This is a genomic window from Phocaeicola sp. GP0067, assembly GCF_031119655.1.
Classification (GTDB): Bacteria; Bacteroidota; Bacteroidia; order Bacteroidales; family Bacteroidaceae; genus Phocaeicola; species Phocaeicola vulgatus.
On sequence record NZ_JAVHZY010000004.1, the window covers coordinates 184,638 to 198,415 of the forward strand.

A 13,778-nucleotide genomic window follows, 5' to 3' on the forward strand; every position below is an offset into this window, starting at 1 on the left:
TTTTCATGCCGCGGAGCGCGGTATGGAAATCTGTTGTCAGTAGCAAAGGTAGTTACGGGGCTCACGCTGCTGCAAGATCGGGCCGCGGGGCGGTTTGCCGCAAAATCTTCCTCTTTCCCTGCGGGCGAGCGTATTTTCCGACAAAATCTTGCAGCAGCTATCCCCGACACCTTTTGATGCTACCGAAACAGATTCCATCCATACCGGCTCCGCTACGGCATAAAAAAAAAGTCAAAGGTTATGAGAAACGAAGAGAAAAATAAATGGAAACAGAAATCCTCCAACCTTCCACTTGGCATAAAGGCAAAGGTCGGGTTGGCGGTAAAGGTCGGGGCGGTGGCTTTGGGCTTCCACGTGTGGGGTATCGACTTTATTTGGGTCGTTTTGGGCTTCACGTTCTGTTATGACATCCTGCGGGGCATTTTCTCCTGCCTTGTTTCTCTCGTGGCTCTAATCGGCTTTTTCTATTTCCTATTCACTCACATCTTCTAAATTATTACAGGTATGACAAAGTACATTTCATTATTCGGAGCGACTACCACGGACACGCAGGTGCAGGTAGTCAAGGAAAACCAGGTTATCATCGGTATCGGTGCGGGTGCGAGCAGAAAGCGTTACGTCGTTTACAAGGTGGAACACACCGCCCGTGGCTACGTGTACCACATGGTCGATACCGAAACAAAGGAAATCAGCCAAACGGACATTCTGCGACCCCTCTCGCAAACATTCGGTATCGGCAGGTACTACGACGACGTGAACCCCGAGTTCATGGACGCTTTCGAGGTGGCTTTGCTCGTGAGGCAGGCGGAAGAGCAAGCCACGGCGCAGGCCATCGCCGCCGCCAAAGAGAAAGCCGAGCATGACCGCATAGCGGAAATAGGGGCGCAGAGGTTACGCCGCATCATGCCCGAAGGGGTGCAGGGCGTAATCATCGCCGAACTCAACGAAACGGAATACACTGACCCCTCTTACGAGTGTTCGACCACCCGAAGCGTGCGTACCGTCATTCTCGGCTTTTCGGCCACCTCCCGCAACGGCTTCGGGGAGTTGAGAAAGGCGGCGGCCAATTTCCCGCAAACGGCGCACCTCTCCGAATACGACCCCAAGAACGAACACCGCTATCCCGTTTTCACGCTCGGCAAAAGTCCGAAATACGGGTGGAGTGTCTGCAAACTGACCCACTACACCCGTGAAGGGTACATCGACAGGCTGGCATATATCGCAGGAAACGAGGAGAATATATGTCTGCCCGAGCCGAAAGACGAAAAACGGGCGGAACGCACTGAAACGAGCGTGCAAGGCGGGTTTATCATCGTGGACTATTCCGAGAAGGCGATAGCCGTATTCGGGGACACCAAGCCCGTCAAGGACGCCCTTCACGCACTCGGGGGACGCTTCAACGCACGGCTGACGCATGACGGGCAGAAGAAAGCGGGATGGATTTTCCAAAAGACCAAAGAGGACGAGGTGCGACGGCTTCTCGGAAAGGACGAATAAATGTTGAACACGGGGCGGCTCGCCGCCCCACAATACCAAAAAATCATGGCACAAGGAACAGATTATTTCAAACTGACGATACAGAACTATCTCGACGCACGAGCACGGGAGGACGAACTTTTCGCACCCCGATACGCCAACCCGAAAAAGAACATTGACGATTGCTGCACTTTCATCATCAACCAAGTACGGCAGAGCGGTTGCAACGGGTTTGCCGACGAGGAAATATACTCTATGGCACTCCACTATTACGACGAGGAGGACATCGACATCGGCAAACCCGTCAGTTGCAAGGTAGTGGTCAATCACACCGTTGAACTGACCGAGGAGGAAAAAGCCGAGGCACGGCGGAACGCCATACGGAAGGCCGAGAGCGAAGCCTACGCCAAGTTGGCGAAAGCCAAGTCCAAACCCAAGAAAATCGAAGATAACAAACTAATGCCCAGTCTATTTTAGTTATGAAACCGAGAACAAAATTCCAACAGAACGTCGTGGCGGCAAGTAAACACCTGCCGCCGCTCACCCCCGCACAAATCGAATGGGGGTACAAGAACTGCATCGAGCATATCGGACGCCGCACGCCGAAAGGACTTATCACCTGCACCGAGTGCGGCCACACGTGGCAGAGCGAAAACGGAGAACTCACGGACAATCTGTTAGGGTGCGAGTGTCCGCACTGCCACACCACGCTGAAAGTGGAAACCACCCTGCGCCGCAAGTTCAACGATTACGAGTATTTGTGTATCGTAACCCGCTGCAAGGGTTTTCAAGTCCTGCGCTTCGTCTATATCGAGTGTTGGGCGAAAGTGGGACAGACGCCCGTTTACACCCATATCGAAGCCGTACAGCGGTGGATTGCCCCCGACGGACGCTCCGCAACCTTCGCACGGCTGCGCCCGATGGGCTTCTTCGTTCACGGGTGGAGTTGGTCGAGCGCATTGGAACTGCGGGCGGAGAACGACGGGAAATACAACATCACGCCCACACGCATCTATCCCCGGCAACGGCTTATCCCCGAACTGCGCCGAAGCGGTTACGGCAAACAACTCCCCGATGTAACCCCTTTCGACCTTATCCACCTGCTGCTCTCGGAGAACAAGGCCGAAACGCTGCTTAAAGCGGGACAAACGGCACTCGTGCGATTTTTCGCCCGTTCCTCCCGCAATATCGCAGACTATTGGCCGGCCATCCGTATCGCCATCCGTAACGGGTACGCTATCGGGAAACCGACGGAATGGTGCGACTACATCGACCTGCTGCGATTTTTCGGGAAAGACCTGCATAACGCCCATTTCGTGTGTCCCGCAGACCTGCCCGCAGCGCATGACCTCTACATGGCAAAAAAACGGAGGCACATGCAAATGGAACGGCGGCAGGAGGAACGGCGCAAGGCGTTGGAACAGGAAGCCTCGTTTGTCGAAGCCAAAGGGCGGTTTTTCGGAGTGGAGTTTTCCGACGGGGAAATCTGCATCAAGGTATTGGACAGCGTTGAAGCCATACGGCAGGAGGGCGAGGCCATGCACCACTGTGTGTTTACCAACGAATACTATCTGAAAGCCGACTCGCTCATACTCTCGGCCACAATCGACGGCAAACGTATCGAAACGATAGAGGTGTCCCTAAAACGCATGGAGGTCGTGCAGAGCCGTGGCGTGTGTAACAAGAATACCCCATACCACGGGCAAATACTGAAACTGATGAAGGGGAACATGTCCCTTATACGGAAACGAATGACAGCATAAAAATCGGGGCGGCGAAAGCCGCCCGCAAAACAAAATAGAATGAACCAAATAGCATATAAATTCGTGTCGTGGGACGTTCCCGCACTCGAAAGCCTTGCAGGCTCAAAAGCGTACATATTACGCAAACGGCTCAATGACGGGGGAACGCTCACCCGTGAGGAGAAAGACTGGATTACCCGTGAGGTAAACCATAACACCTATTTCAAGGACTCCATTCCGCTTTTAGGGTATCGTTTCAACTTTGTCGATGTACTGAAAACATTCGTGGTAAAGCAGTACGGGCATTACACGGAATACAAGGGCGTGGACAAGACGAGCATACGCTCCATGTTGTACGGCAGAGTGGAAAGGATTGTCGAATTATAAAATCGGGGCGGCGAAAGCCGCCCTACAAAAAAAATATAACAATGAAAATCATCTATAAAAGCTACATGGCACGCCCGCTCAAACCCTTCGGGGAGTGGGATTGGGAAGTTCGGGAAGCAGTCAAGACGGCCCTTGCGCTCGTCGAGGGGAAAAACGGGTTCAAAACCCATTCCGAGATATGGCGAAGGTGCAACCTCGTCATTACCGTGGGACACAACATCTACACCACGAGTATCGAGATACGACCACCCGAGCAGGACGTGATACGCCGCAGGAGCAACTGGCATAACGGCTACGCCTACTACTGCAACGGCGTGTTCTGGGCGAACATGAGCAGGGTTAGAGTGGAACTTGTCTGATTAAAAAATTTCGGGGCGGCAAAAGCCGCCCGTAAAAAGCGAGAATATGAAAACGAATGAAGTAAACAAGGAAATCTCCTATGAAACGCTGCTCGTAACCTTCGGCGAGGGTATCGGGCGGCTCGACACCATGTTCGACGACCCGCAGGTGTGGGGCGTTGCCACGCTGAAGCAGTGGATCGACGGGTATGAAACTACGCGCTTCACCGAAATCGACGACCGAACGGCGGTTATCACATCCGAATACAACATGGACAGCGTGAAAGAATGGCTGCAAAAGAACACACCGATTATCAACCTGGAAAAACGATAAAATCATGCGCAAGTACAAATTATTCATCGGCTACCGGCTGCTGGGAGAGTTTTCCGGTATATGGGAAGCCAAAAATTTCGCCGCTGAAAGCGGCATGAGCGGAATTTTCTCGCTCGTGGGAGAAAATTACCGGGACAGTTGGTACGAACCAAAAAACAGGACAAGAATGGAAACAAAGATTAAAGACATCACGGGAGCGGAAATAACCGTTACCGACTTAAAAGAGGCGGTACGCCAATGCCGGGAGTGCCTCGCAAGTCCTTACCTGATGCCCTCGGGGCATACCGTGGGGGAAAACCATGCCTACATGTTGCGGCAACTGCTCGCCCTGCAAAGGCGGAAACGGGAACACGGCAGGCAACGGCCGTGAAAATACGACGCGAAAAAAATCGGACGATAACAACCGTCCGATTTTTTTGTTTCCCGTCAATCGACCGCCGTATGGTCGCCCAGCTTCCCGTACAGTTCACGCCCGATATGTCCGGCAATGCCACGGGGAGAAATTTCAGAGATTGAACCCCACCCGCCATGCGTGTATATGCACGTCTTGAGCGGTTCGGTACGGGAAAGGTAGAACAGATAGCCGTTGCGGAGCAGGATGCCCACGAACACCGAGCCGACCTCGATGTCGGCGATCTCGTCAAAACGTATCTTCCCGTCATTGTATAATACTGCCGTGCCATCCGCATCGGGAATGACGAACAGATCGTCTTCCATGACAATCCCGTGCAACTCGATTAGCGACCCCAGGCATTCACTCGCCGATACCCGGTCGTAATCACCCTTTACCTCATTTGTCGATTTCGTTTCCATATCGCTTTTCTTTAGGTTCAGACAAATACCATACGAAAAAGGCGTGAGAATACGTTAAATACCGGCATTGAGGTACAGCCAAGCACCCATCCACTCGATAGATAATTTCTCCCCACGCCGCTATCGCATACGCTTGACGCATATAGACACGACGATGAAGAAGAGAACTACCCATTATTTTGCGAGCGGATTAAAATTTGGCTGTTTTCAATGCCCCACCATAATGTGTTCCTTCCGTATGTAAATCGCCCGGCGGCACGCCGCCGGAGGATTCGATTGCAAATATAACGATTTCATCCGGGTATCGGCGACAACACGTGCGATTTTTAACAACCTTCCTGCCAAAGAACTACCCGCCGTCCTACAATTTCGGCCCCCGGGCGGGTTTGCGGGGCGCGACCTTCGGCTGCGCCTTCTTCTCCCTGGGCGGTTCGACGATCCGCAGTTTGAGTTTCTCCGTCTTACGGTCGTAACGCACCTCGCAGCAGTCAATCTCACCCGCAACCGACGTCCACACGTTGTTCACACGCACCGCGCCGCCCGAGTAGAGGGTCTTGTATTGTTCGTATTCGAGCGGCTGCCGCAATTTCGCGTCCACCTGACGGTGGAACGAATAGATATTACGTCCCTTTGCTATCCCGTCGGGAACGTAAACCCGCAACTCGGGATGGGCGGCCTCGGCATAGAGGCACAGATCCGACGTGCGAAGCTCCCTCGGAACCCACTGGATCATCCTCGGGTCGCCCCGCACGGCCGTATCGGCCACGAGCGGCGTGATGGCCGTCTGGGGAATGTCGTACAGCACCCCCGCATCCTTGCGAACGGCCTCCAACGCCACCTCCTCCGTTACAAGCCGGCGGTTCAGGTGCAGGACACTCATCAACCGGTGTATCTGCTGCGGGTCGTCCTGCTCGCGGAACACCTGCAAGACCAGGGCGGGGTCGCTCAACGCGCTGATAACCGAGAAATCGGTTTTGTCCTTCCCGTAGGTACGCTCGAAAGCCTCCCGGCTCATCTCCGGCGTCCGGGCTTCGCGGGGGACGCCTTTCAGGTTTTGCGGGTTCTCCCGCACCAGGCTCATGTATAGATCCGGGCTTTTCATGCTCTCGGGCAGGTGGGCGATGGCATAGGGACTGCGCCGTATGGCCTCCATGCACAACTCCGGCGTTTTCCACTTCTCGGGGACATATTGCAGGTAGCTCCCGTCGTGCCCGACGGCCCGGCGGCACATCTCCTCGTTCTTGGCGTGATCGGGAAGGTTGTAGAACAGCTCCGGCTCCAGGGCGAAAATTTCCCGGGCCACCCTCGGCGTGAGGAACCAGGGGTTCATGTTCTCCAAAAAATCGAAGGTCTTATCGTAATTCGTGCAATAGAACCCCAACACTTTCAGGTGTATCTCCTCGAAGGGGATATAGCGGAGGACACGCAGGTCGTCGGTACGGGCCAACGCCCGGTTGCAGACCTCCGGCGTGAGCTGTTCGGGGTTGAAAAAGCGGATGGCCAGGGGATCGCGCTCCAGCGCCATCCCGCACAGACGGTCGGTTTTCAGATGTTTCGGAACGTACTCCAGCGCCAGGTAGTTCGAGGACACGGCGGCCTCGCAGACCCGTTCCGTGCGTAACTCCTCCGGCACTTCATGGAGCAGGATGCCGTCCCCACTGACGGCACGCAGGCAGACTGCCTCCGTGCGCAGTTCCACCGGCACGAGCGAAAGGCAGGACGCGTCCATCCCCACGCCGTGAAGGGCCAGTTCCCCGGTCATGACCTCCGGGGCAATGGAGGCGAAAATCTCGAACTTGTCCACGAACGACATCCCGAATTTTTTCAGCCCTTCCAGGCATATATCGGGATACGGAATGTAAGGGAGTATCTTGTAATCGGCACTGTCCACCGCTTTCAACGCCGCACGGCATATTTGCGGCGTCCTCAATTCCCCGGGAACGGCCTCCAGCACCAGGCCGTTGCGCTTCACGGCCGCCATGCACAGTTCGGGGGTCTTCAACCCCTCCGGAACGTAATACAGCGCGTAGCTGTTGCTATCGACGGCGGCACGGCACATTTTCGGTGTCTTCAGACGGTCAGGGACGAATTTCAGTGTTTCGCCCCGGTAGCTGGCCGCGGCAAGACAAAGTTCCGGCGTTTTCATCGCTTCGGGAACGAACTCGATGTTGAAAGCCGATTTCTTGATGGCGAAACGGCAGACCTCCGCCGTTTTCCGATCCTCGGGCAGCGTCTCGAAAAGGTTCTCACGCCACGGGTTCTCGTACACCCCCGTATCGAGATAGGCTATATCTATTCTCTCTTGCTCTGTCATGGTTTTCAGTATTTATGGAAAGCGCCCGGGTGACGGGCGCTTCTCTTGGTTAGACATATTCCGTTATCGTTCCGTTTCCTCCGTCCCGTTCTCGCTCTGGAACGTGAAGGAGGTCTTCACGACCTGACCCGTGTTGTCCTCGACATAGACGTCGACGGTCTGCTGGTCATCGCTGCGCGATGTGTAATAGAGGCGGAACACCTCACGGTCGAGCGGATAGCGGTCGTTGGGCAGGAACACCGTACCGTCGTCCATCCTCAACTCACCGCGCCCGTCGGGCTGGAAATAGCGGATCGTGTAACGCGCGCCGTCATATCTCCCCTCCCGCACGAGCGTGCAGCGGATTTCAGCGGTTTCACCAACGGAGATTCGCTTCTGAACGGGCATCGTTTCCAGAGAGAACGTGTACGCCTGCTGTATATCCAGCCCGTTGTCGCAGGATGCGCATAAAAGACCCAGGGCGACGATCCAGACCGCCAGGGCCAATATCTTTTTCATCTTTTTCATGTCGCTTGCAAGTTTAATGGATTATGAATTTCACGCCCAGGCCGAACTGCGCGTGGAAATGTCCCGTTGTAGTGCCCCATAGGATACGCTCACGCCCCGTCAGCGAGAGGATAATCCTGTCGGTCAGGTACGCATCGACCTCCAGCGTGACGGCCCCGCCATAGAGGAAACGGTCGCGGTGGCGGAGCGTAGAGCCGTCATAGAGCCGCCTCTCGCCCCGGTTCACACTCTCGTAACCGGCCAGCGCCGAGCCGCCGAGGTAGAAGAAAAAAGTCCTGGACGGGTCGGCGAGGAACTTGTAATAGTAACCGCCCTCGGCCGTGAACTGCGCCACAGGGATACGTTCCGACTTGTAGGGGTAATAACGGTTCAGGAACTCCGCGCCGAACACCCACTTGTCGGCATTCTTCGCGTAGCGGCTCATGGCCATCCCGAACCAGTAGCCCGTTTCGCTGCGGCTGTCCCGGGTATAGAAGCCGTCGGTCATGCCTCCCCGTATTTCCAGCCCGCGCATGGCGGGCAGGGCACGCTGGGCGTGCGCCCCGTCCGAAAGGAGGAGGCATAACCCCAGCGTGAGAATGAATATCGCCCGTTTCATATCACTTTACCTTTAACTCGTTGATAACACGTGCGCGCACCAGGTCGGCATTCTCCACCGTGAAAGTCTGGTGTCGCCCGCCCTGCTGCTCGTGCAGTTCCACGACCAGCTGCTTGTCGTCGGCCAGCGTGAACTTCGGGAGCGTGAAGACCATGCGCTCGGTACGCTTGCCGCCGATGACCTGCACGTTGTTGTACGCACGCACGGGCCATACGACCTGCTCCTGGATGGCCGTGCGTTTGGCCACCTTCTTGTCCGTAATCTTGAACGTCAGGTAGTCCACGTTGAAAGGCACGTTGGAGGAGTTTTTCAGTTGGAGGTGGAAATAAAGCAGGTCGTTATGCACGTAGATACCTTTGAGGAGGTATTGTACCCCGAAACGCTTGCAACCGATATGCTTGATCTCGCGGCGGTCATTCTTGTAAATGGACTGCATGATCAGTTTGACCAGCAGCGGAGATTCGCATCCCAACTCCTGCAAATAGATGTCCAGCGCGTTATTGGGGCGGTTTACCGCCTCCCCGTCATGCAGGAAGTCCGCCATCTCGACCGACAGTTTCACCGGCTCGTCGGCATACTTGACATTGAAGCTGTAATAGGCCCCGTCCTCGGTAATGACCGAAAGGTTGCTCTCGCGCGAGAAATCACGCAGGGCCGCCTTTACACGCAGCACGTTTTCCGTGCCGTCGGCTTTCGCCGCCAGAAGATCCGAAGACCCCAGATCGACGTAACGGATGGCCGAGGGGAAAATCACATGCACGGTCTTGCTGAACGTCACCTCCAGCGCGTAGGGCGGGATAACCCGGTTGAAAGTCAGCGGACGGGTAAGACCGTCGTACAAATCGCCCGTGGAGGGCTTTTCCTGCGCGTGGGCAGCGAACATGCACCCGATAAAAGCGAGTGCCAGAAGAATCTTTTTCATACTCGATAAATTTTTGATTGTTGATAAAAATGGATTTTTTCAGTGGTGTACGGAAGTACGTCGTTTGTACCCTTATTGAAGGGGCGGGAGCAGCAGGACGCTGTAACCGGCCTTGAGCGTGACCTTGACCGAGCGCATCTTCTTGCTCACGTATTGCGACACGCCCTGGATGGCGCTGCGCCCCAGGTCGGAGAGCAGTTGCGAACCGGCATCGTCCGTGATCGTGATACTGCTGCCCATGCCCGCGCCCATATTGGCGGCGATCTCCTTCACGGCATTGAGTTCTTCCGACCCCGGCACGGGAATACCCTCGTTGCCGTTCGTGTCATAGACCGACAGATCGACCGGAACGACCGCCCCGCCGTGCTGGACAGCGCTGACCTTGACCGTCAGCCGTTCGCCGTTGATCCTCGCCGTCCCCGTTACGGGCGTACCCGAGGGGATGAGCAGATCTCCCGCCATCATCGGTTCCAACAGCCGGAAAGTAACCTCCCCGCCATCGGTGAGCGTCACGGTTTGCTGCACGGCGGCACGGATACTGTTGCGCTCGGGCTCGCGAAGGTCGCTCCCCACCGTGTTGAAACCCCAGTTCCGGGGCTTGACGAACTCACGGGCGAAGACCGAATCGGGCAGCGGGGCGGCGAGCAGCGACACGATGTTACGGCGCACCTGGCGCACGGGCTGCACGGAAGCCTTGCCGGAAACGGAGGTCTTCTGACGCGGGGCTTCAGGGGCCTGACCGCCATTCATATAGCGGGCGGCGATCTCGTAGGACTTCTCCAGCAGCGCCACCTGCTCCTCCTGGGCCGTTTTCTGCGCCTGCTGTTCTTCCAGGCGGCGTTCCAGTTCCTCGATGCGGGCCTGCATCTCGCGCTCTTCCCCCGTTTCACCGGCGGTGTCCTCGTAGAAACTGCCTAACTGGCGGTTGATGTCGGCATAGGCGGCACGGGAAGTCCGGAAAGCTCCCGACGAACCGCCGACAGAGCCGGAAGACTTATCCGGCACGGCAGCGGGCATGACGGGCTCTTCCTCCTCGTCCTCCATCCCGAACGCGAAATCCTGCAAGGAGCGCATCTTTTCCCGCTCCCTGCGCCGCATCTCCTCCTGCACGTAGGCATCACGCTTGTCCGAGAGAATACCCTCCGATTCCGGGGTCGGCAGCTCCGTGTTGAAACCCGCCGAAGGCTCCTCCCGTTCTTTTTCGCCGGGGGAGAAGATCAGCCACATGCACCCGGCAAAGGCCAGGAAAAAGAGCGGGAAGACCACCATCTTCTTCCGCATCTGTATCTGCCGGGGCGTGAGTTCCTTTTTCCCCGCCTCCGGCTGTTTATTCTGTTTTTCGTTCGTCGTCATAATTGAAATCTTTTAGATGTTTTACACTGTCGGCCTCCTGCCGTTGTCTTAATTCCAGCTCCAGCCGCTCGATATGCCGTATCTGCATCCGTTCCCCGGCTCCCTTGCCGAAGCGGTAGATGGAAGACACGGTAAAGTAGAGCGACAAGACGGAAAAAAACAAGAGCAGCGTGAGGATCACGATAATCCGCTTATCGGGCGAGAGCGCCCCGCAAGCGCGGCGCAGGTGGTCTTCGACCCACTCCCCGAAAGCCTTTATTCTCTTCTTTGCCATAGCCTTATCTTTTTAATGTACGTAAATCGCGGTTCTCCAGAATCTCGAATTTCTCCATGATGAAACCCTGCGGGTTATTGTCCGAACGCCCCGAGTTGATCAGCTCGCAGCGCGTGACCAGCGAACGCTCGGTGATGTTGCTCTCGCGGACAATCATTTGCCGGGCATAGGTCATGGCCCGGTAGGGATAGGCGTTGAAGTCGCACACCACGGAGTCCACCTCGATACGCTGGCTGATGTTCCCCGACACCACACGGTTGTAGTAACCTTTCTCCTGCATGTCCTGGTAATAGGCGAAGGCGCTCTTATCGACCAGGAACAGCGCGCGGTTGATGTTGCTCTCGATGGCCGCATGGTCGGGCGAGAGGGTAAAGAACAACTCGTGAAAACGCCGGATATGTTCGCGCGCCTCCACGGGGCGGTTCTGGCTCAAATCCTGCGAGAGCGCCAGCATCAGCGACTTGCCCCCGTCCAGGACGTAGATCTTCTCGCGCTGCTTTTCGGCGAAACGGAAGCTCGCGACCACGCTGAACACGGATACCAGCGCGCACAGGCAGAGGAACACGATACCGAAAAGCCGAATCTGCCTGAAACTTGTTTCGATGTTTTTTAATGACTTGAATTCCATTGTCCAAATTGTTATGAATGATTATTGTTACCTTGTGTTGCCAGGTTGCGCCCGTTGGGGGCACTGCCCGAAGCCGGGCCACCGCCGCCGTTACCGGAGGAGGAACCGCCACCGCCGCGACGCCCGAACGTGCGGCCGATCATGTTGCCGGCGATACCGCCCGCGACACCCGTGGCGAATGCCCCGGCCTTGTTGATACCGCCCATAGCCCCGCCGGCTCCGCCCGACTGGATCACCCACTCGGCAACGGTGGGGATCGTGAAATAGCCTATGATACCTATAATCAAAAAGATAATATAGACACCGCTGCCGCTGTCGGGAATGTAGTTGGGGTCTTGCAGGGCCAGGACGTCCGCCTGGAGCATCAACGTCTGGATCTTGGCCAGCACCGCGGAGAACAGGTCGGCGATGGGAAGCCAAAGGTACACGCTGATATAGCGGGAAATCCAGCTCGCGAGCGTCGAGTGGAAGCCGTCGTAAATGGAGAGGGCGAACGACAAGGGCCCCAGAATCGACAGCACGACTAAAAAGAATGTCCGCAGCGTGTCGATGGTAAGCCCCGCGGCGTTGAACAACAACTCGAAAAAGTCCCGGACAAGCTGCCGGAAACCGGCCTTGATGTCGTACCACGTGCGTTCGGCCCACATGCTGATAATCTCGCCCAAGTCCGTGATACCCATATCCGCAAGCCGTTGTTCATACACCTCGTCGTCCACTAACCAAGCCTTGCCCTCGCGCCTGCGGGCCTCGGCTTCCAAATCGTCCTTCTGTTGCTGGTATGCCTGCAAATCCAACGTCTGCCCCTCCAGTATGGCGTGCGTGCCCTGCACCACGGGCGACATCACGGCGTTGATCGTCCCCAGAACCACGGTGGGAAAGAACATCACGCACAAGCCGATGGCGAAAGGCCGCAGGAGCGGGAACACGTCGATAGGCTCCGCGCTGGCCAGTGCCTTCCATACCCGGTAAGCCACGTAAAAGAGCGCACCCAGGCCGGCGATACCTTTCGCCACCCCGATCATGTCGCCGCATAGCGGCATCATCTCCTGATACAGGTTCCGGAGAACCTGGTGTAAATTGTCGAAATCCATGACTGCCTCCGTTTTCAGGTTACCAATATCTGTCGTTCGGGTTCCCGTAAAGTGCCAGCACCCGGTGCGCGTCGCCCTTTTCGCGGCTGCGGATGAAGGACACGGAGATGGTCTTGCGCGTGTAATAGCGCGTGAGGTTGCGGTACTCCAGCATCTTCGTGTAAACCTGATCCACCACGTCCATCCGCTCCTTGTCCGAGAGCGAGAGGCCGTTGCCGCCGGTTATGACCGTCTTGAGTTCCGCCACCAGCGCACCGCCCTCCTCCAGCAACCGGGCGTAACCCGCCGAGATCGCCGCCAGCTCGTCCACCGTGAAGTTCGGGTCTGAAACCATACGGTTGAATCCCGAGGTGTAGATTTCCGTGATCTCGCTGACCATTTCGAGCGTCAGCTTCACCTTCCGGGCATCCTTGATGATGTTATGCACCGATTTGAGGGCGTCGTAGTAAGCCTTGCTCTGGTTATAAATCTTGATACTCTCTTGCAGCGACTTGACCATGTTGGTCGCCGTGGTCGAGCTTTGAACCGCGCTCTTGATGTTCTGAACGAGGTTCGACGGGTCGATGACCGTCCACTGCGCTTTTGCCTGGTACGTGAAGCAAAGAAGCCCCACGAACAGCGTTAAAATCAATCGTTTCATCCTTTTCATTATTTAATTCGTGAATACTTGGGCGGTCATTCCGACGCCCGGTAATAATCCCCGTAGGCGGAGAGCTGGAGCACTTCGCGCCCCGCATCGTAGGCCAGGGCGACATACCCGTAGAGGTCGAAGTAACGGATACCTCCCCAATACTTCCTCACGGGACGGGAGAAGCGTGTCCCGTCCTTGTAGGACACCTCCACGTAAAAACCGCCGCCCCGGCGTCCCGGGTTGCGGTAGATGCGAACCCGGGGAGAACCCGAGCGGCTTTCCCACTCGCCCGCCACCTCGTACAGCGCGAAGTCCAAACGCGCCGCCGTGGGGTCTGATCCGATACACTTGCGATACATGGCCTGCCCTC

19 protein-coding genes are annotated in these 13,778 nt (G+C 56.4%); 8 read left to right on the forward strand and 11 right to left on the reverse strand.

Annotated features, from left to right (window positions below):
- Positions 1-240 precede the first annotated feature (240 nt).
- From RE317_RS05195 to RE317_RS05230, 8 genes are all read left to right on the forward strand, one after another.
- A complete protein-coding gene (locus RE317_RS05195) occupies positions 241-492 on the forward strand; it encodes a hypothetical protein (RefSeq protein WP_004319132.1) in 252 nt (83 codons plus the stop codon).
- Positions 493-504: 12 nt separating this feature from the next.
- Positions 505-1,497: a hypothetical protein gene (locus tag RE317_RS05200; RefSeq protein WP_004295433.1), complete on the forward strand. Its 993-nt coding sequence runs from the start codon at positions 505-507 to the stop codon at positions 1,495-1,497.
- A 45-nt stretch (positions 1,498-1,542) separates the two neighbouring features.
- Complete coding sequence (locus tag RE317_RS05205) at positions 1,543-1,953, forward strand: PcfK-like family protein (protein WP_009132163.1); 411 nt, start codon at positions 1,543-1,545, stop codon at positions 1,951-1,953.
- 2 nt (positions 1,954-1,955) lie between these two features.
- Entirely contained in the window at positions 1,956-3,239 is a 1,284-nt protein-coding gene (locus RE317_RS05210) for a PcfJ domain-containing protein (RefSeq protein ID WP_061436655.1), read from the forward strand.
- A 39-nt stretch (positions 3,240-3,278) separates the two neighbouring features.
- Entirely contained in the window at positions 3,279-3,605 is a 327-nt protein-coding gene (locus RE317_RS05215; protein ID WP_004295437.1) for a hypothetical protein, read from the forward strand.
- A gap of 41 nt (positions 3,606-3,646) precedes the next feature.
- Positions 3,647-3,964: a hypothetical protein gene (locus RE317_RS05220; RefSeq protein WP_004295436.1), complete on the forward strand. Its 318-nt coding sequence runs from the start codon at positions 3,647-3,649 to the stop codon at positions 3,962-3,964.
- 46 nt (positions 3,965-4,010) lie between these two features.
- The gene (locus tag RE317_RS05225) at positions 4,011-4,277 is read left to right on the forward strand and encodes a DUF6956 domain-containing protein (protein WP_004303780.1); all 267 of its coding nucleotides are present in this window, start codon (positions 4,011-4,013) and stop codon (positions 4,275-4,277) included.
- A gap of 166 nt (positions 4,278-4,443) precedes the next feature.
- Positions 4,444-4,647 (forward strand): hypothetical protein, encoded by a 204-nt coding sequence (locus RE317_RS05230; protein WP_004295440.1) that lies wholly within the window; start codon positions 4,444-4,446, stop codon positions 4,645-4,647.
- 56 nt (positions 4,648-4,703) lie between these two features.
- On the opposite strand, the gene RE317_RS05235 is transcribed toward RE317_RS05230, so the two are convergent.
- The 11 genes from RE317_RS05235 to RE317_RS05285 all read right to left on the reverse strand — a co-directional run bounded on the left by RE317_RS05235 (position 4,704) and on the right by RE317_RS05285 (position 13,767).
- Positions 4,704-5,090, reverse strand: a complete 387-nt coding sequence (locus RE317_RS05235) for a hypothetical protein (protein WP_118226735.1) — start codon at positions 5,088-5,090, stop codon at positions 4,704-4,706.
- 361 nt (positions 5,091-5,451) lie between these two features.
- Positions 5,452-7,404: a DUF4116 domain-containing protein gene (locus RE317_RS05240; protein ID WP_195665496.1), complete on the reverse strand. Its 1,953-nt coding sequence runs from the start codon at positions 7,402-7,404 to the stop codon at positions 5,452-5,454.
- A gap of 63 nt (positions 7,405-7,467) precedes the next feature.
- Positions 7,468-7,911: a DUF3872 domain-containing protein gene (locus RE317_RS05245; protein ID WP_195665497.1), complete on the reverse strand. Its 444-nt coding sequence runs from the start codon at positions 7,909-7,911 to the stop codon at positions 7,468-7,470.
- 13 nt (positions 7,912-7,924) lie between these two features.
- A complete protein-coding gene (locus RE317_RS05250; RefSeq protein ID WP_007662675.1) occupies positions 7,925-8,509 on the reverse strand; it encodes a conjugal transfer protein TraO in 585 nt (194 codons plus the stop codon).
- A gap of 1 nt (position 8,510) precedes the next feature.
- Entirely contained in the window at positions 8,511-9,431 is a 921-nt protein-coding gene (gene traN, locus RE317_RS05255) for a conjugative transposon protein TraN (RefSeq protein ID WP_004303795.1), read from the reverse strand.
- A 72-nt stretch (positions 9,432-9,503) separates the two neighbouring features.
- Positions 9,504-10,784 carry a conjugative transposon protein TraM gene (gene traM / locus RE317_RS05260; protein WP_007662674.1) on the reverse strand — a complete coding sequence of 427 codons (1,281 nt, stop codon included), beginning with the start codon at positions 10,782-10,784 and terminating at the stop codon, positions 9,504-9,506.
- Complete coding sequence (locus RE317_RS05265; protein ID WP_004295449.1) at positions 10,759-11,058, reverse strand: TraL conjugative transposon family protein; 300 nt, start codon at positions 11,056-11,058, stop codon at positions 10,759-10,761. Before RE317_RS05265 ends, traM begins: the two co-directional genes overlap by 26 nt.
- 4 nt (positions 11,059-11,062) lie before the next feature.
- A complete protein-coding gene (gene traK, locus RE317_RS05270) occupies positions 11,063-11,686 on the reverse strand; it encodes a conjugative transposon protein TraK (RefSeq protein WP_195665498.1) in 624 nt (207 codons plus the stop codon).
- A gap of 11 nt (positions 11,687-11,697) precedes the next feature.
- On the reverse strand, positions 11,698-12,777 hold the full coding sequence (gene traJ, locus RE317_RS05275) for a conjugative transposon protein TraJ (protein WP_007851775.1): 1,080 nt from the start codon (positions 12,775-12,777) through the stop codon (positions 11,698-11,700).
- Positions 12,778-12,796: 19 nt separating this feature from the next.
- Positions 12,797-13,417 (reverse strand): DUF4141 domain-containing protein, encoded by a 621-nt coding sequence (locus RE317_RS05280; RefSeq protein ID WP_004295452.1) that lies wholly within the window; start codon positions 13,415-13,417, stop codon positions 12,797-12,799.
- Positions 13,418-13,452: 35 nt separating this feature from the next.
- Entirely contained in the window at positions 13,453-13,767 is a 315-nt protein-coding gene (locus tag RE317_RS05285) for a DUF3876 domain-containing protein (RefSeq protein ID WP_004303798.1), read from the reverse strand.
- Positions 13,768-13,778 lie beyond the last annotated feature (11 nt).